Origin of the sequence: Halococcus sp. IIIV-5B (assembly GCF_003602035.1) — an archaeon.
Lineage (GTDB): Archaea > Halobacteriota > Halobacteria > Halobacteriales > Halococcaceae > Halococcus > Halococcus salsus.
The window spans coordinates 1-16,781 of the sequence record NZ_QZWE01000047.1 but is presented as its reverse complement, the minus strand read 5'-3'; the positions used below and the strand labels follow the sequence as shown (position 1 = coordinate 16,781).

At 67.7% G+C, this 16,781-nt stretch carries 21 protein-coding genes; 11 read left to right on the top strand and 10 right to left on the bottom strand.

The window, feature by feature from the left end; all coding sequences use genetic code 11:
• Positions 1 to 375, top strand: a 375-nt coding sequence (locus D3261_RS18660; RefSeq protein ID WP_147465000.1) for a queuosine precursor transporter, incomplete at its 5' end; no start/stop codon positions are given.
• A gap of 16 nt (positions 376 to 391) precedes the next feature.
• Here D3261_RS18660 and D3261_RS18655 read toward each other — a convergent pair.
• Positions 392 to 961, bottom strand: a complete 570-nt coding sequence (locus D3261_RS18655; RefSeq protein ID WP_120074994.1) for a DUF99 family protein — start codon at positions 959 to 961, stop codon at positions 392 to 394.
• A complete protein-coding gene (locus D3261_RS18650; protein ID WP_120074992.1) occupies positions 958 to 1,128 on the bottom strand; it encodes a DUF5786 family protein in 171 nt (56 codons plus the stop codon). Before D3261_RS18650 ends, D3261_RS18655 begins: the two co-directional genes overlap by 4 nt.
• Before the next feature lie 93 nt (positions 1,129 to 1,221).
• Between D3261_RS18650 and D3261_RS18645 the strand changes: the two genes are divergently transcribed.
• Positions 1,222 to 1,833 (top strand): MBL fold metallo-hydrolase, encoded by a 612-nt coding sequence (locus tag D3261_RS18645; RefSeq protein WP_120074990.1) that lies wholly within the window; start codon positions 1,222 to 1,224, stop codon positions 1,831 to 1,833.
• A gap of 253 nt (positions 1,834 to 2,086) precedes the next feature.
• On the opposite strand, the gene D3261_RS18640 is transcribed toward D3261_RS18645, so the two are convergent.
• A complete protein-coding gene (locus D3261_RS18640) occupies positions 2,087 to 2,830 on the bottom strand; it encodes a DNA polymerase sliding clamp (RefSeq protein ID WP_120074988.1) in 744 nt (247 codons plus the stop codon).
• Positions 2,831 to 2,934: 104 nt separating this feature from the next.
• Between D3261_RS18640 and D3261_RS18635 the strand changes: the two genes are divergently transcribed.
• Both D3261_RS18635 and D3261_RS18630 read left to right on the top strand, forming a co-directional pair.
• On the top strand, positions 2,935 to 4,245 hold the full coding sequence (locus D3261_RS18635; RefSeq protein ID WP_120074986.1) for an ABC transporter substrate-binding protein: 1,311 nt from the start codon (positions 2,935 to 2,937) through the stop codon (positions 4,243 to 4,245).
• A 56-nt stretch (positions 4,246 to 4,301) separates the two neighbouring features.
• Positions 4,302 to 5,057, top strand: coding sequence for a 23S rRNA (uridine(2552)-2'-O)-methyltransferase (locus tag D3261_RS18630; protein WP_120074985.1), 756 nt, complete (start codon positions 4,302 to 4,304; stop codon positions 5,055 to 5,057).
• Positions 5,058 to 5,337: 280 nt separating this feature from the next.
• Here the strand turns inward: D3261_RS18630 and D3261_RS18625 are convergent, their stop codons facing one another.
• The gene (locus tag D3261_RS18625) at positions 5,338 to 6,357 is read right to left on the bottom strand and encodes a lysylphosphatidylglycerol synthase transmembrane domain-containing protein (RefSeq protein ID WP_120074997.1); all 1,020 of its coding nucleotides are present in this window, start codon (positions 6,355 to 6,357) and stop codon (positions 5,338 to 5,340) included.
• Between the two features lie 100 nt (positions 6,358 to 6,457).
• Here D3261_RS18625 and thiL point away from each other — a divergent pair, with 100 nt between their 5' ends.
• Positions 6,458 to 7,324: a thiamine-phosphate kinase gene (gene thiL / locus D3261_RS18620; RefSeq protein ID WP_120074983.1), complete on the top strand. Its 867-nt coding sequence runs from the start codon at positions 6,458 to 6,460 to the stop codon at positions 7,322 to 7,324.
• 460 nt (positions 7,325 to 7,784) lie between these two features.
• On the opposite strand, the gene D3261_RS18615 is transcribed toward thiL, so the two are convergent.
• Entirely contained in the window at positions 7,785 to 8,105 is a 321-nt protein-coding gene (locus D3261_RS18615) for a helix-turn-helix domain-containing protein (RefSeq protein ID WP_120074981.1), read from the bottom strand.
• A 121-nt stretch (positions 8,106 to 8,226) separates the two neighbouring features.
• On the opposite strand from D3261_RS18615, the gene D3261_RS18610 reads away from it, so the two are divergent.
• From D3261_RS18610 to D3261_RS18600, 3 genes are all read left to right on the top strand, one after another.
• The gene (locus tag D3261_RS18610) at positions 8,227 to 8,664 is read left to right on the top strand and encodes a DoxX family protein (RefSeq protein WP_120074979.1); all 438 of its coding nucleotides are present in this window, start codon (positions 8,227 to 8,229) and stop codon (positions 8,662 to 8,664) included.
• A gap of 201 nt (positions 8,665 to 8,865) precedes the next feature.
• Positions 8,866 to 9,243 (top strand): DoxX family protein, encoded by a 378-nt coding sequence (locus tag D3261_RS18605; RefSeq protein ID WP_120074977.1) that lies wholly within the window; start codon positions 8,866 to 8,868, stop codon positions 9,241 to 9,243.
• 223 nt (positions 9,244 to 9,466) lie between these two features.
• Entirely contained in the window at positions 9,467 to 10,408 is a 942-nt protein-coding gene (locus tag D3261_RS18600) for an NAD(P)/FAD-dependent oxidoreductase (protein WP_120074975.1), read from the top strand.
• Positions 10,409 to 10,416: 8 nt separating this feature from the next.
• Here the strand turns inward: D3261_RS18600 and D3261_RS18595 are convergent, their stop codons facing one another.
• A complete protein-coding gene (locus D3261_RS18595; protein WP_120074973.1) occupies positions 10,417 to 11,568 on the bottom strand; it encodes an amidohydrolase family protein in 1,152 nt (383 codons plus the stop codon).
• Between the two features lie 173 nt (positions 11,569 to 11,741).
• Here D3261_RS18595 and D3261_RS18590 point away from each other — a divergent pair, with 173 nt between their 5' ends.
• Positions 11,742 to 12,335, top strand: coding sequence for a flavin reductase family protein (locus tag D3261_RS18590; protein WP_120074972.1), 594 nt, complete (start codon positions 11,742 to 11,744; stop codon positions 12,333 to 12,335).
• A gap of 278 nt (positions 12,336 to 12,613) precedes the next feature.
• Here the strand turns inward: D3261_RS18590 and phoU are convergent, their stop codons facing one another.
• Entirely contained in the window at positions 12,614 to 13,285 is a 672-nt protein-coding gene (phoU, locus tag D3261_RS18585; protein ID WP_120074970.1) for a phosphate signaling complex protein PhoU, read from the bottom strand.
• A gap of 216 nt (positions 13,286 to 13,501) precedes the next feature.
• On the opposite strand from phoU, the gene D3261_RS18580 reads away from it, so the two are divergent.
• Positions 13,502 to 14,497 (top strand): phosphate uptake regulator PhoU, encoded by a 996-nt coding sequence (locus D3261_RS18580; RefSeq protein WP_120074968.1) that lies wholly within the window; start codon positions 13,502 to 13,504, stop codon positions 14,495 to 14,497.
• Between the two features lie 21 nt (positions 14,498 to 14,518).
• Here D3261_RS18580 and D3261_RS18575 read toward each other — a convergent pair whose 3' ends face one another.
• Entirely contained in the window at positions 14,519 to 14,857 is a 339-nt protein-coding gene (locus D3261_RS18575) for a cupin domain-containing protein (RefSeq protein ID WP_120074995.1), read from the bottom strand.
• 60 nt (positions 14,858 to 14,917) lie between these two features.
• On the opposite strand from D3261_RS18575, the gene D3261_RS18570 reads away from it, so the two are divergent.
• The gene (locus D3261_RS18570) at positions 14,918 to 15,433 is read left to right on the top strand and encodes a DUF5817 domain-containing protein (protein ID WP_120074967.1); all 516 of its coding nucleotides are present in this window, start codon (positions 14,918 to 14,920) and stop codon (positions 15,431 to 15,433) included.
• A 36-nt stretch (positions 15,434 to 15,469) separates the two neighbouring features.
• Here D3261_RS18570 and D3261_RS18565 read toward each other — a convergent pair whose 3' ends face one another.
• Together D3261_RS18565 and D3261_RS18560 are read right to left on the bottom strand one after the other, a co-directional pair.
• Positions 15,470 to 15,856 carry a hypothetical protein gene (locus tag D3261_RS18565; protein ID WP_120074965.1) on the bottom strand — a complete coding sequence of 129 codons (387 nt, stop codon included), beginning with the start codon at positions 15,854 to 15,856 and terminating at the stop codon, positions 15,470 to 15,472.
• Positions 15,857 to 15,906: 50 nt separating this feature from the next.
• Positions 15,907 to 16,781, bottom strand: an 875-nt coding sequence (locus D3261_RS18560) for a hydroxymethylglutaryl-CoA reductase (protein WP_120074963.1), incomplete at its 5' end; no start/stop codon positions are given.

The following is a 16,781-nucleotide window of genomic DNA, read 5'->3' as shown; positions in this document are numbered from 1 at the left end:
GTGCTCGGCGCGAGCACCAACATCGTGGTCGGAAGCCTGCTTGCCTACCTCGTGAGCCAGAACTGGGACGTCTTCGTCTTCCACCGGCTCAGGAGCTACACCGACGGCCGCGCGCTCTGGCTCCGGAACATCGGCTCGACCGCGACCAGCCAGGCGATCGACACCGCGATCTTCGTCGGGGTCGCCTTCTACCTCGCCCCGCAGCTCCTCGGGGTCGGCAGCGCGCTCCCCGGCTCGGTCCTGATCGGCCTCGCGGTCGGGCAGTACCTCCTCAAACTCCTGATCGCGCTGTGCGATACGCCCGTGGTCTACGCCATCGTGGGCTACGCGCGCTCGCGGGCCGACGCCGGCGAGCCACGACCGAGCGCCGACTGAGTCGGCAACTCGAAACTCAGTTCGTGGGGTCGCACCAGGTGTCGGCGGCGCGGGCGGCGAGCCGGGCGACCCGCAGTGGTTCGGGTCGACCGCCTTCGGGGGTGAACCCTCGAACCACGTCGTCGGCGTCGTCGTCCGAGCAGCCGACGTTCCGGACGAACACGGTCCCGTCGTCGAGCGCGAGCTCGTGGCGTGGCGGGAGGTTTCGGTAGACGTCGAGCCGGCTGTCGAGCGCCGTGCCCGAGAACGCCTCGCGGAGCGGGGCTTCGAGCCCTGGACTCGCCTCGAAGGAGACCGAGAGCACGGGTCGTTCGGTGGCGCGGTGGATTCGAGCGAGGTCGAGGAGGTTGAACCAGGCGGGCGCGATACCCGCGATTAGAAGGTAGCGGACGTCCTCGCGGTCGAGCGTCGAAAAGAGGTCGATGACAGCGGCGGTGGCGTCGGTGCCGCCGACGGTACAGGAGCCGAACGCGAACCCGTCGACGGCGCGGTCGGCGCGGACCACACAGCCCGCGAGCGTGCTCCGGTCGTCGTCGTCGTCGCGAGCTGATTCAGCGATCCCGAGCGCGCGGGTCCCGGCCTTCACTCCTCTTTGATGTCCTCGAGCCTGTCGAGGAGTTCGTCGTTCGACGCGCCGAACTCGAAGCTGACCTCGCCGGCGTGGGCCGCCTCCTCGGTTTCGAGGCTCTCGTCGAGGTCCTGGTCGTAGTCCTGGCTCGATTGCTCGGACTCATCGTAGCTACCGAATCCCATACACGACGATATGAAGTCCTCATTGAAAAATCGTTTGTCAATTTTCGAACCATCGCCGGCAGGCTGAAAGGCCCGCCGCGCCGACGGAGGGGCATGGCGATCACCAACGTCACCGAGGGTGCGGACACGTTCACCGCGAACGTGTTTCTGGTCGAGGGCGCGCGAAACGTCCTGGTCGACGCCGGCGCGATGGCCGGCGTCGAGGACCGGGTGGCCGAGCACGTCGACGACCTCGATGCGGTGGTTCTGACCCACCAGCACGGCGACCACGTCGCGGAACTCGACGCGGTGCTCGACGCGTTCGACGCCGACCTCCTCGCCTACGGCGATCATCCACGCCGAACCGAGGCGATCGACGACGGCGACACGGTCGAGATCGGCGACGAATCCTTCGAGGTGGTCCACACGCCGGGCCACGCCGACGACCACGTCTCCCTGGTCTCGGAGACGACGATCTTCTCGGGCGACGTCGTGGTCCACGACGACGGCGCGTTCGACGACGGGAGCTTCGGCCGAACGGACATGGCCGGTCAGTCCCGCGAGGAACTCATCGAGAGCATTCAGCGGATCCTCGACCGACTGCCCGACGGCGTCGAGCGGATGTACGCCGGCCACGGCGGCGAGTTCCACGGCGACGTTCGGAGCGTGATCGAGCGCGCGCTCGAACGCGCCGAGCGACGCGAGCCGAAGTATCCCGACGAGTGAGCGGCGGGTCGGTCGTGATGGAGCCGCGGCCGCCGGGCGGTTGCGGTGCGGTCCTGGTGGATGAAGGGCGAGTGAACGCCGGAGGCGTGAACGAGGGCTTCGGCGGAGGCGGTGGCGGTTGCTGTGCGGTTGGTAGTAGTTGTACCGCGAGTGAGGCGAAGCCGAACGAGCGGCCCTTTTTAGTCCAGGTTTTTGGGCGGGGGTTGAGCGCGAGCGCAGCGAGCGCGATTCCCCCGTCGAAAAAAGTGGGTGTTCAGTCCGACTGGATGCGCGGCGCGAGCATGTAGGTGACACTCCCTTCGGCTTCGGCGATGTCGAAGTGGAGCTTGACGGGGAACTCCTCGCCGAGGTCGAGGGTGACCTCCGCGTCGCCGGGGATCGCCTTGTTCATGTCCTTCAGGTAGTCGAGCGAGAAGAGGGAGTGGGCGGGACCGGCGGTGAGGTCGATGAGGTCGTCGTTGTCGAGCTCGAAGTGGACGTCGTCGGTGTCGCCCTCGGCGTCGACGTAGAACTGCTCGTCGGCCTCGTTTACACCGAGCGCGATGTGGTCGGAGACCATGTCGGCGGCCTTCACCGCGCGATTGATGTCGCGGCCTTCGAGCACGATCGTCGCGGGGAGGTCGAGGTCGGGGATGTCGGGTTCTTGTCGAATGGAGTCGGGGTCGATGAGCGCGAGGGTGTACTCCAGCCCGTCGATCGAGATGTGGAGTTTCCGGGTCTCCTCGTCGAGTTCGAGGTGGACGAGGTCGTCGCCGCCCGCCATCCCGGCGATGTCCTGGAGGCGCGAGAGGTTGACCCCGATGACCCCGCCGTCGGCCTCGTAGGATTCGAAGGCGGTGGCCGAGAGCGTGAGGTCGACCATCCCCACGTTCGCGGGGTCCACCGCCCGGATCTCGACCTGATCCTCGTTGAGGTGGAGCTTACACTCTTCGACGAGGACGCTCACCGAGTCGAGGGCCGTCCGCAGGGTCCCCGCGCTCACGATCGCGTTGAACATGACCGCGGTACGAACAGGCAGCTTATAAAAGATGCGCGTTCGCTCCCAGGCCCCATCGTATCGAGGACCGAAACCGATTTACTGTTTTAGGCAGGCCTAACGACATGGCGAACGATCCTTCGACTGACGGGACGGTGTCACGGCGACAGTGGCTGCGGTCCGGTGCGGTGGTGCTCGGCGGCGGGCTGCTCGCCGGTTGCAGTAGCGGTTCCGGCGGTGAGGGCGGAAACTCGACGAGCAGGGACTCGGGGGCCGGAACCGACGCAACCAACGGCTCGGGATCGAATTCGGGAACGGACACGTCCGGGGCGGCGGGGACGGCGGAGTCGACCCAGTCCTCGGGCACGTCGGGGTCGTACTCGGTCTCGATGGCCCCCGCGGGCGAGGTGAGCTTCGACGGCGTTCCGGAGGAGGTCATGGTCTACAGTCTGTACGCCACGGATTCGATGGTCGCGTTCGGTGCCGGCGACGCCGTGAACTCGCTCGGGTTCAGTGCGGAGGCCGGCGGGAACACCCTCAGCGCGTACTACGAGCGTCTCGACGGCGTCTCCTTCGACAGCAGCGGGCTCCAGCAGCTCAACGAGGGTGGGTCCAGTGGCATCAGCGTCAGCAAGGAGCTGTTCTACGAGCTCGATTCGGACCTCCACCTCATCGATCCTGCACTCGTCGTTTCGTTCGATGGCTGGAGCCAATCCGACGTCACGGAGATCCAGAGCAACGTCGCCCCGTGGTTCGGCAACAACTACAGCCGCGACAACACCCAGCCGCCGAAACCCTACCGGAGCGACTACCAGTACTACACCCTCTGGCAGATCGCCGAAAAGATCTCACGGGTCTTCCAGCAGCACGACCGGTTCCAGCGGCTCGCGTCGATCCACGACGACCTCGTACAGCGGATCCGGTCGAACCTCCCGCCGAAGAGCGAGCGACCCGCGGTGGCCGAACTCCTCTTCATGGACGGGACGTTCTACCCCTCGAAGATCAACAGCCCCGGCTTCGGGAACGCCCACGTCAGACCGCTCCAGGCCACCGACGCGTTCGTCGCGAGCGACATCGAGTACGGGACCTCCTACGACTTCGAGCAGATGCTCGAGGTCGACCCCGACGTGATCCTCCACCAATACGGCATCGCCTCGTACTACGACGTCGGCGACATCCGAAACACCCTCGAAAACGATTCGGTGGCGAGCAACATCACGGCCGTACAGAACGACCGGGTCTACCCCTCCGGCGACCCGACCCAGGGCCCGCTGATGAACCTCTTCCAACTGGAGATGACCGCCAAACAGCTCTACCCCGATCAGTTCGGCGAGTGGCCCGACTACTCCAGTGGGGATCCCTACCCCGAGATCCCGGAGGACGAACAGCTGTTCGACCGCACGGAGGTCGCGAACATCGCCACCGGGAACAACTGAGGACCCAAGGACCCGCGAACCGGGATCCACAAGCGTTCCGGGCCCCGAGAGGGGGCATGAGCGGCCGAGACGAGTACTACAACAAGGCGAAACAGCAGGGCTATCGGTCCAGATCGGCCTACAAGCTCCAGCAGCTCGACGAGACGGCGACCCTCTTCGAGGACGGCGACACCGTGGTCGACCTCGGGGCCGCGCCGGGTGGCTGGCTCCAGGTCGCCGCCGAGCGCGTTGGCACCGGTCGCGTGGTGGGCGTCGACCGCCAGCGGATCGAGTCGTTGGAGGGGGTCGAGACCGTTCGCGGCGACCTCACCGACGAGGACGTCCAGACGGACCTCGCGGAGCGGATCGGCGAGGCGGACGTCGTGCTCTCGGATATGGCCCCGAACATGACCGGCGAGTACGACCTCGACCACGCGCGCTCGGTCTACCTCGCCCGGCAGGCGCTCGACGTGGCGCTCGACGTGCTCGCGCCGGGTGGCGACTTCGTGGCGAAGGTCTTCGACGGCCGGGACCTCGACGCGCTCGAAGCCGACGTCGACGCCGAGTTCGAGTACGTCAGGACTGTTCGCCCCGACGCCTCGCGCGACGAGTCCTCGGAGCTCTATCTCGTGGGGAAGGGTCGGATGACCGCGCCGGTCGAGCCGGGCGACGAACTGGTGGTCGCGATCACCGACACCGGCGACGAGGGCGACGGCATCGCGAAGGTCGAGGAGTACACCCTGTTCGTCCGGAATGCCGACGAGGGCGAGGAGGTCGCGGTCCGGGTCGAGGACGTGAAACCCCGGTTCGGGTTCGCCGACCGACTCGACTAGGTGAAAGTGCGGGACACGGAGCCGTTCGGAGAGGGTTTTTCTCGGTTCGATTCGGATTCGGAGACGAGTCCCGACACAAACGAGAGACCGCCCCGCTACCGCACAGCACCGCCCCACGACGACCACACGCCTCCCCAGCCGACTGCGCTCCTCGCTCACTCGCCTTCGGCTCGTTCGCTTCGGTGCTCATCCCTCACACGGTATCAGCGCTCGGCGCTCACCGTCGTTCGCGCCGACCGCTACCGCGCGCCACGGTGGACGGTGAGGGGGCGCGATCCCGTCACCGGTCGGCGAGGATAGCGGCGGTACCGCCGCCGATCACCGTCGGGAGGAAGTAGGTCGCGCCGCGGTGGATGGCGACGGCGGCGACGATCGTTGCCGAGGGGATGCCGCCGGTGGTCGCGCTCACGAGCGCGCCGAGGACGATCTCCACGCCACCCAGCCCACCGGGAAGCGGCGTGACGCCGGCCATCGCGCCCGCGGGGATCGCGACGAGCACCACGGCGGGCGGGACGGTGTAGCCGAGCGCGAACAGCGAGAGCCAGAGCGAGGTCGCGAGCCCGATCCACCCGAGCGCGGAGAACGAGAGTGCGAGCAGGAGTCCCCGTGGGTTGGTGCCGACGCGTTCGACGGCGGTGAAGAAGCCCTCGATACGGCGTTCGAGCGCGTCCTCCGTCGGCGGGGAGACGCGCGGGAGGGCTCCCGAGACCCACCGGATCAGCGGTGTGAGTTTGTCCACGGCGGCGTGTTCGACCCGGTAGCGGTTCCGCCAGCCGAAGTAGGCCGCCGCGACGAGTAGAATGGCGAACGCGACCACGACGACCGCCACGAACTCGAGGTTCTGGCCGAAGGTGATCGTGGTGGCGAAGTAGCCCAGCCCGAGGAGTGCGAGCACGATCGAGGGGACGAAGTTGAGCGCGTCGACGCTCGCGATGGCGGCGAGACCGGTCTCGTACTCGCTGTCGGAGGCCCGCGAGACGAGCAGCGCGCTCACGGGTTCGCCGCCGGCCTGGCCGAACGGGGTGACGTTGTTGGCGAACGTCGCGCCGGCGAAGACGAGGACCGCGGAGGGGATCGTGATCGGCGCGCCGAGCACGCCGAGCACCGTACGAAGCGAGAGTCCCCAGGCGGTGAGCCAGCAGGTCGCGACCACCACGATGACCACGAGCACGGGTGGGCTCGCCATCGAGAGGGCGGAGACGACGTCCCTGACGCCGACGAACCAGAAGAGGACGGCGAGCACACAGAGCGCACCCGCGAACCCCACGAGCGTGGTTCTGAGGTCGCCCTCGCGTATCATGTCGGTCGAACGACCGACCGTGGCATGAACCCTCCGAAACACGTCCGGTGGCGGGGTTTCCGACCGGACGGGTTTTGTCGCGGGCCGACCGATCCGGTCCATGGACGAGCGGGCGGCACTCGAACGCCTCGGTGGACGTCTCCCGGCCGCCGGCGACGACTGTGCGGTGGTCGAGGACCTCGTGCTCACCACCGACATGCTCCACGAGACCACGGACTTTCCGGCCGGAGTCACCCGCTACACGGCGGGCTGGCGCGCGGTCGGCGCGTCGCTCTCGGACGTGGCGGCGATGGGAGCCGACGCCCGCGCCGCGCTCGCGGTCTACGCCGCCCCCGAGTTCGACGAGGGGCTCCTCGAATTCGTCGACGGCGCACAGGCCGTCTGCGAGGCGGTGGGGGCCTCGTACGTCGGCGGCGACCTCGACACCCACGAGGAGTTCACCGTCTCGACGACGGCGGTCGGCCGCACGACGGACCCGGTCCTCCGCTCGGGCGCGGCGGTCGGCGAGGCGGTCTGTGTCACGGGGAGCCTCGGGCGGAGTGGTGCGGCGCTTCGGCTGTTCGAGGCGGGCGAGATCGAGCGCGCGAACGACCTCTTTCGATTCACCCCGAGAGTAGCAGCGGGACGAGCCCTCCGCCCGCACGCGAGCGCGATGATGGACGTCTCGGACGGGCTCGCACGGTCGATCCACCAGTTGGCCGACGCGAGCGGTTGCGGCTTCGCGGTCCGGACCCCGCTCCCCATCGACGAGTCGGTCGACTCGGTCGCCGAGGATCGAGACGACCGACGCGAACTCGGGACCTTCTTCGGCGAGGATTTCGAGTTGCTGTTCACGGTTCCCGAGAACGAGTTCGAAGCCGCCCGAGACGCGACCGACGTGGCGGTCACGCGAATCGGGACGGTGGTCGAAGACGGGATCTCACTCGACGGCGAGCCACTTCCCGACCGTGGGTACACACACGGATAGCCAGCCGCTGCGGTGCGGCGGCGGTTGCGGTGCGGGTGGCGGTGCGGCCGCCGCGTGGCGGCGGTTGCGGTGCGGACCTGGCGGATGAAGGGCGAGGCGGGAGTGCGAGTGAAACGAGCACCGCGAGCGGAGCGAGGTTCGACCGAAGGGAGAACCTCGGATGCGAACGGGGAACGGAGTGACCCGTGAGCGGAGCGAGCGCGCCGAGGGCTTCGGCGGTCGCGGTGCTGTGCGGTTGCGGTTGCGGAGGTGGTAGTGATCCTACCGCGAGCGACCGGAGGGAGCGAGCGGGCGCGAGGGTGACCGCAGTTCTCGCGAGCGAAGCGAGCGAGAGCACGGAAGAGCGAAGCTCTTCCGGTGGGAACCCGATGCGCTTTTGATCCACATTTTGCCAGGGAGCGAGTGAGCCGAAGGCGAACGAGCGACCGCAGCAAAAGGTGGGGACGTGAAAGGTGGGGTCCTAGAGCCAGTCGTCGGCCCAGGCCTCGACCTCGTCGAAGACCGGACAGAGCGCCGCGCCCTTCTCGGTGAGGCGGTAGTAGGTCGCGATCGGGGCGTCGGTCTCGGCGCGGCGCTCGACCAGCCCCGACTCCCGGAGGTCGTCGAGGACGCGCGAGAGGGTGCGGGCGTTGGCGTCGGTCGAGCGCTTGAGTTCGTTGAACCGCTGCTCGCCGTCGAGGAGTTCGTAGAGCACGACCAGTCGCCACTGCGAGCCGATCTGGCCAAGCGATTCGACGACCGCACACGGCCCCTCCGTCGGGACGACCTGTTGTGATGACATCGTTGTTATCTGGTGGCTCCTATGTCCGCGAGCAGATATATAGGTTCGTATCGTAACCAGCTAACGTCGTGATATCGATAGTACGATTCGACGAAGTGACGTATCGGTCGGTGATGAACGAGTGATCCCCCTCCAGACGGGGGCTTTCGACGCGGCGGGGGCCGGCGTGCTGTTTCTGGTCGCCCGGATACTCTTCGGCGGGGTGCTCGCGTACATGGGGATCGGACACCTCACGAACGCCGACGGACTCGCGCCCTACGCGGAGTCGAAGGGTATCCCGGCGGCGAGCGTGCTGGTGCCGCTCTCCGGTGGACAGCTGGTGCTCGGTGGCCTCGCGGTCGTCCTCGGCGTGTTTCCCACGCTCGGTGCGGGCGCGCTCCTCGTGTTCCTGGCCGTCTCGGCCGTCACCATGCACGATTTCTGGGCGGCACCCGACGACCAGCGAGGTAGTGAACTGACCGCCTTCCAGAAGAACGCGGCCCTCGCTGGCGGTGCGCTCGCGCTCCTCGCGGTGAGTGGCGTCGAGTGGCCGTACGCACTCGGCATCGGGCTGTTCTGAGGCGGTCGCGGTCGACCAGTGCCGTTTTTCGAGCAACGAATCGAGGCGTTCGCTCGGCGGGGGTGCTGACATCGATGTCAGCGGGTTACCCCGCCGTCCACCAAGAGCTATGTAGGCCACACCCCTTCGGACCGTTGTGACGAATCTACAGATCCGAACGACCGGTATCGACGGCGAACAGCGTGGTGTGGAGGCCGACCGATGAACGTGTTCTCGCGGCTCGGCCGGATCGTCTTCGGCGGCCTGCTCGCGTTCATGGGCCTCAACCACTTTCAGGACATGGAGGGGGCGATCGCCTACGCCGAATCCGAGGGCGTCCCGATGGCCGACAAACTCGTTCCGTTCGCGTGCGGCATGCTCGCGGTCGGCGGCGTCTGCGTCGCACTGGGGCTGTTCCCCGTGCTCGCCGCGGGCGCGGTCATCGCGTTCCTCGCCGGCGTGACCCCCCAGATGCACGACTTCTGGAACTACGAGGAGGGTGAGGGCCAGCGCCAGGGCGAGCGGATCAACTTCCTCAAGAACGCGGCGCTGCTCGGTGCGGCGCTCACCCTGCTCGGCAACGCGCTCGGCGACGACTGAACCACGGGACGTCGGCGGACTTCTTTCGACCACTCACCACGTCTCCACAGTTCACAGACGGCGTGAGTAGTGGCGACGTGGGAACGAGGGGGTACCTCCATTTCTCTCGTGCGAGCGTCGCCGAGCGATTCACATCCCGTCCAGAGAAGTTATTAAGATTGGTGTCGTAGTTAATACTGTGGAGAGCAACAACGCTTCCGGTGGAGGACGTCCCGCGTACGATGTGGTCGTCGTCGGTGGCGGGCCAGCAGGCCTCAGCGCCGCGCTTCAGTTGGGGCGCTCACGCCGTGACGTACTGGTCTGTGACGACGACGAGCCACGGAACGGGCCGGCCGACGAGGCCCACGGCTATCTGACCAGGGACGGTGTCGCACCCACGGAGCTCCGTCGGTTGGGTCGCGAGGAGGTCGCCGAGTACGGTGGCGAGTTTCGAGATGCTCGGGTGACCGCCGTCACGGAGGACGAACCCGGATTTGCCGTCACGCTCGATACCCGCGAGACGGTCACGAGCGAGAAGATCGTCGTCGCGACCGGGGTGCGTGACGTGCTCCCCGAGACCGACGGCTTCGAAGCGCTGTGGGGGAACGGGGTGTATCACTGTCCCTACTGCCACGGCTACGAAGTCCGCGACGAACCGCTGGGGGTCCTCATCAGGGACGAACACCCGCACCTGCCCGACTACGCGAAACTCATCTACAACCTGAGTCGGGACCTCGTCGTCTTCACCGATGGGCAGGACGTCCTCGACGCGGAGACACGGTCGATGTTCGCCGAGCGCGGTATCGCGATCGAGGACGAACCGATCATCGGGCTCGACGGCTCCGAGGACGGGCTCGAAAGCGTCTCCCTCGCGGACGGTCGCGACGTCGCTCGCCGCGCGCTCTTCTATCCGCCGCCGATGGAGCAACACAGCGAGCTTCCGGATCGACTCGGGCTCGACGTGAATCGGATGGGCGTCGTCGAGACGACGCAATCCCAGCACGGGTTCGGTTTCACCGCTGTTTCGGGTCTCTTCGTGACGGGCGACGCGTCCAGCGGCTATCCACCCTCGATAGCCGCCGCCGTCGCCGATGGCTCCGTGGTCGGTGCGACCGTCAACATGGAACTCTCGAAGGAAGCGTTCGAGGACGTATCCGACACCGCGAACGTCGACCCGGTGGAATAGGGGGAGCCTCAGACCACGACGCCGTTCGCGACGACCGTCTTCGGGGCGGCGTAGACGCTCACGTCCTCTCGGGGGTCGCTATCGAGCACCACGCAGTCGGCGCGCGCACCCGGTTCGAGCCTGCCGACGTCGTCGAGCCCGAGCAGGTCGGCGGCGTTCACGGTCGCGGCCTCGAAGGTGGCTTCGGGGGACAGGCCGTGCTCGACCATCCGTTCGAGTTCGGTGGCGGCGTCCCGATGGTGGTTGAACGGCGTGCCGGCGTCGGTGCCCATCGCGATCGGGACCCCCGCGTCGAGCGCGTGGTCCCAGGCGTCCTCGAAGGCCGCCGCGGCCTGTTCGGCCTTCTCGACGGCCCACTTCGGGATGCCGGCCTCGCTCCCGTTCTCGGTGATGCCGGAGAGCGCGGAGGCCGTCGGCACCCAGTAGGTGTCGTTCTCGGCCATGAGTTCGGCGGCCTCGCGGTCCATGAACGTGCCGTGCTCGACGCTCGAAATCCCGACTCGCACGGCATTCTCGATCCCGGTCGCACCGTGGCAGTGGGCGGCGGTCGGTCGACCCTTCGCGCTCGCCGCGTCCACCAGCGCGTCGAGTTCGGCGGGCGACATCTCGAAGCCGCCGATCTCGGCTCCCTCGGTGAGCACGCCGCCGGTGGCCATCGTCTTCACGACCTCAGCGCCCTTCTTCAGTTGTTCGCGGACGGCCTTTCGGACTTCCGCGGGCCCGTCGGCCTCGCGACCGAACCAGTGGCCGTGCCCGCCGGTGATCACGACCGGTGAGCCACACGGCACCACCCGCGGACCGGGGATGGAGCCGTCGGCGATCGCGTCGCGGGTGTCGGGGCCGAGCGTGCCAGGCGAGCCGAGGTCGCGGACCGTCGTGACCCCGGCCTCGACGGTCTCGCGCAGGTTCTTCGCGGCGCGGTAGGCGAGTGTCGGGGTCGAGTCCGAGCGGACCGACTCGGTGTTCGGCCGGCCGTCCATCGCGATGTGGACGTGTGAATCGACGAGGCCCGGCGCGACCACGCCGCCGTCGCCGTCTATGACGGTATCCGGATCGTCGGGAGTCTCCCCGATATCCGCGACTTCGCCGTTCTCGATGGTCAGCGGTCCGTCCCGTGCGCCGTCGACGTCCACGACGGTCGCGTTCTCGATGACGAGCATACCACCCCTCCAGCGCACGCCGACAAAAGACCATAGGGCATGGGGACGGGGTTCCCGAACATCGGTTCGGGTATCGGCAGTCGTATGCCGGCGTGCCCCCTCGGGTCGGTAGCTATGTCGGAGCAGTTCTGCCGAGCGCGGCGACGTGGGTTGCGCGTCGGGGGCGGTCGGCGATGAAGGTCGACCCGGAGACGGTCGATTCGTTCTATCGGACCCTCGCGGGAGCGGTGGTGCCGCGGCCGATCGCGTGGGTGAGTTCGATGGCTGCGGACGGGGGACTCAATCTCGCGCCGTACTCCTTCTTCAACGTGGTCAACGTCGATCCACCAGTGGTGATGTTCGCGCCGAGCGCGCGGCCGGACCGGCCCGAGGGGCTCGCGGATTCGGCGCGCAACGCACTGGAGACCGAGGAGTTCGTCGTCAACGTCGTGACGGAACCGTTCGCGGAAGCGATGAACGCCACGAGCGCCACCCTCGCGCCGGGCGAGAGCGAGTTCGAGCACGCGGGGCTCGAAACCACGCCCTCAGAACGGGTCGACCCGCCCCGCGTCGCGGGGATCGAGGTCGCCTTCGAGTGCGAACTCTACGACGCCGTCGAGATCGGGTCGAACACCATGGTGCTCGGCGAGGTCGCGCTCGCCCACCTCGCGGACGGCGTGACGACGGACGGCAAACTCGACGTGACGAAAGTCGACGCCGTCGGCCGATTGTCGGGGAGCTACTACTGCCACACCGGCGACCGGTTCCGGATGGAACGGCCCGACTGACGGCGGGGCGGCGGTCGCGGTGCGGTCGCCGTGCGGCGGCGGTGCTGCTGCTGGCGTTTTCCTGGTGGATGAAGGGCGAAGGAGCGAGTGAAACGAGCGACTGAGGGCTTCGGCGGTGTGGTGCCGGAGCGGCTGGCGGTACTGTGCGGAGGCGGGTTAGCGATCGTACCGCGAGTGAGGCCGGAGGCCGAACGAGCGGCGGTTTTTAGTCCAGGTTTTGCGACGAGCGGTTGGCGACGGAGTGAGCCAACCCGAGGAGTAAAAAAGTGGGTGGGCGGTTAGAAAATGAGTTCGTCGTCGTTCTCGACCATGTAGAGGGTCCGTGCGGAGATGTTGACGGCGTGGTCGCCGACGCGTTCGAGGTCGCGGATCGTGAGCAGCAACCGGGAGACGTCGGTCATGAGCTGGTCGACGTCGTCGACGGGGTCGCCCTCGATCCCGATGAGCTCGCGGACCACGGTGTCGGAGGCGCGCTCGCACCGCTCGTCGAGTTCGGTGTCGCGCTCGTCGATGGCGTAGCAGGCCTCCGCGTCGCCGGCCGCGTAGGCCGCCATCGCGTCGGCCACCATCGTCTCGGCGAACTCGCCGATGGCCTGGACGTCGACCTCCGGGAAGACGTCGCGGTCGGCGTCGAAGGTGTACTCGCCGAGGTTGGTGGCGAGGTCCGCGATGCGTTCGAGGTCGGTGATGACCTTGAACGAGGAGGCGATGAACCGGAGGTCGCCCGCGACGGGCTGTTGGAGCGCGAAGAGGTCGATACAGTCGCCTTCGAGGTCGAGGTACATCCCGTTGATCTCGTCGTCGCCCTCGATGACCTTCCGGGCGAGCCGGTCGTCCTTCCTGGCGAGCGCGTCGAGCCCCATCCGGAGGCGTTCGAGCACGACCTCGCTCATGTAGAGGACGTCCTCGCGGAGGGCTTCGAGTTGGGCCTGATAGCTTTCGCGGGGCATAGCCCTCCGTCGGCCTCTTCGGCTAATGTATCCTTCGCCGAGACGATCGCCGTTCGAAACAAGCTATATAGCATAACGAACTAAGATATAGTTGTAAATACTGCTCTAGAGCCTTCCCTTCACAATGTACGACGATTCGACGTTGCTTCGGAGATACACGAGGTGTGCTATATATTATTGAGTAGATTTATTGGGGTGGGCGTTCCGACTTCGGGTATGGAGACCCGCAAGGTCCAGGTCACGGGCGGTTCGACCTACACCGTCTCGCTGCCGAAGGCGTGGGCGACCGACCACGGCATCGAGGCCGGCAGCGAAGTCGAGTTCTACCCCGAGGACGACTCGCTGTTGCTCGCGCCACGTCGCGAGGACGCCGCCACGGAGGGAACGCTCGACGTGACGGGTCTCGAGGGTGCGGAGCTCACCCGGGCGGTGGTCACGATGTACGTCAGCGGCTTCGACGTCATCACGCTCGAAACCGCGAACGTCGACGCCGCCCAGCGCCGCACCATCCGTCAGGCGACCCAGGGGCTCGTCGGTCTCGAAGTCATCGAGGAGACCGCCGACCGAGTAACGCTCCAGGACCTGCTCGACTCCTCGGAGCTCTCGGTCCACAACGCCATCACCCGAATGCGGCTCGTCGCGCTCACCATGCTCGGCGACGCTGTCACGGCCCTCCGCGAGGCCGACGCGGACCTCGCGGACGACGTCACCGAGCGCGACGACGACGTCGACCGGCTCTGGTACATGACCGCACGCGTCTTCCGGAGCGTGCTCCGCGACCCGAACGCCGCCACCGAGGTCGGCCTCCCGCGCGAGACGTGTTTCGATTACCACTCGAGCGCGCGTCAGCTCGAACGCGTCGCCGACCACGCCACCAAGATCGCGGAGGTCGCAGCGACGAACGACGGCGTCTCCGAGGAAGTCGCCGCGGCGCTCGACGCCCTCCACACCGAGGCCGCGGCGGTCGTCGAGACCGCGATGGACGCCTTCCTCGCCGAGGATGCCGACGAGGCGGTTCGGCTCGCGAACGAGGCGATGGCGAACATCGACGCGGTCGACGAGGCCGCCCGCGAGGCCGATAGCCTGTTCCGCGACCTCGAACCCAAGCGCGCCCAGCAGCTCGGGCTCGTCGTGGACTCCCTCTCGCGCACCGCCGACTACGGTGGGAACATCGCCGAACGCGCGATGCAGAAGGCCGCACCGCGGCCCTAACTGGACCGATTTTCGAGGTTCTCACTCGGCCCAGTCGGGGGCCTCACGCGGCGGGCTGAACAGCTCCACGCCGCGAACCGTCTCCGTCCCGCGGTTCTCGGCCCCGTGGCGTTCCTCGCTCCGGATCGCGTAGCTCCCGCCGGGACCGACCTCGTGTTCGGCGTCGTCGGTCACGAACGTCAGCACGCCGTCGATGACCTGGCCCGCCTGCTCGTGGTGGTGGCTGTGGGCCGGCACCACCGCGCCCGGTTCGATCTCGAACGCCTGGACGTTCATCCGCTCGCCGCCGGCGAGCATCGTCAGCTGTACGCCTTCCATCGGTTCGAGCGACGTCCCGTCGTCGGCTGCGACGTGCTCCATGCGTTCCACACGCGCCGAGGTACCTAAAGCTTCAACACGGTTCGTCGCCCCAGTAGCGCTATGTACGCGGTGGTCGGCTGCGGCGAGTGCAGCGCGTTCTGGGTGGTCGAGGGACGACCGGACACCACGACCTGTCCCTCGTGTGGGAAACGTCACCGCTTCGAGGCGCTGAAGAAGTTCGCTCAGCACGAGTCGGGCGACGCCGCACGCGAGGCCCGCACCCGGCTGCTCGCCGCCCGGAGCGACCACGCACCCGACGAACTCGACTCCTTCTCGACTCTCGAATCGCAGGCCGAGGCCGGCGGGATGAGCGACGCGGAGTACCTCGAGAGGTCGGGGCTCGACGCCGAACGAACGGCCGCGGCGGGCGAGGCGGCCACCGAATCGGGTGGGAGCAAGAGCCGGATGGAGGTCGTTCGCGATTCCATCGCCGACCTCGACAACCCCACCGAATCGAACGTCGTCGCGCACGCCGAACGGGACGGGGTCCCGGCCGACTACACCGAACGCGCGCTCGAACGGCTGTCTCAGCGGGGCGCGGTGAGCCGACACGACGGCCGGTATCGATTACTGTAGTGAAAGGCTGATCTTCGGGTCTCGTCCAGCGCCGGCTCAGGGGCCCTTGGTCGAGTACTCGACCGGGACGACGTTCTCGCTCTCCTCGCGGTCGGCGTTGAGGTCGACCTCCTCGGCGAGTGCGGCTTCGAGTTCGGAGCCGAGGCGTTCGGTGAGGGTTTCGAGTTCGTCCTCGCTCAGGTCGTCGTCGTCGGCCGGGAGGTCGAGGTCGCTCCCGACGAAGCGCTCGGGGCGGATGTCGACGCCCTCGTCGGGCTGGTCGATGTCGCCCTCGGGGTTGTCGAAGCCGTCCTCGTGGACGAAGAGGTCGGCGTTCCCGTCCGGATCGACCCGAACGACCGGCTCGCCGGCGTCGTCGAGGTACTTCTGCTGGAGGGCGGTTCTGACTAGGTCGGCCTCGGCGGTGATGTGGTCGATCGCCATACCCCCTGTTCTCGCTCGGACGGGATGTGCGTACCGACTGCCGACGCAAGCTATCGGCCGAGCTCCTCGTGGGCGCTCGACAGGTGCCGGGAGGCCAGCGCCCCCAGGAGGGAGAGTTCGCCCGCGAGCGCACCCGCTGCGATGACCTCGGCGAGCGTGTCGGCGTTCGATCCGGGGGGACTCCCGCCGCCGCGCACCCCGAGCAGCGAGAGCGCTTCCGCCTGTGTGGGTAGTTTCGTGCCGCCGCCGACGGTGCCGACTTCGAGGCTCGCGAGCGAGACACTGGCGTAGAGTTCGTCCTCGCGGGCGTCGATAGTGGTGATCGCGTTCGAGCCCTCGACGACCTGGGCGGCGTCCTGACCGGTGGCGAGGAAGGCGGCGGCGACGACGTTCGCGGCCTGGGCGTTGAACCCCAACCCACCCGCCTTCGCCGACCCGACGAGGTTCTTCCGGGTGTTGAGTTCGGCGACCGCCTCGGGCGTGGCGTGGAGGCGCTCCTCGACCACGTCGTTCGGGATCCGCACGTCGGCGACCACGCTTCTCCCCCTCCCCTCGACGGCGTTGATCGCGGCGGGTTTCTTGTCCGTACAGAGGTTGCCCGAGAGCGCGACGAGCTCGGCGGGTGTCTCGCTCTCGACAACGTCACAGGCCTCACGGGTGGCGATCGTCGCCATGTTCATCCCCATCGCGTCCTTGGTGTCGTAGCCGAAGCGGAGGAAGACCGAATCACCCACCGCGTAGGGCGTGATCTCGACGAGTTCACCGTGGGAAGTGGTGGACTCGGCAGCGCTCGCGAGGCCGGCCTCGTGGTCGCGAACCCACTCGACCACCGCCTCGGCTTCGACGATCCCACCCACTCGAAAGACCGGCGCACGGGTCATCGCGCGTTTCGTCACCCGCGCGTCCGCCCCGCCCGCCGCCCGGA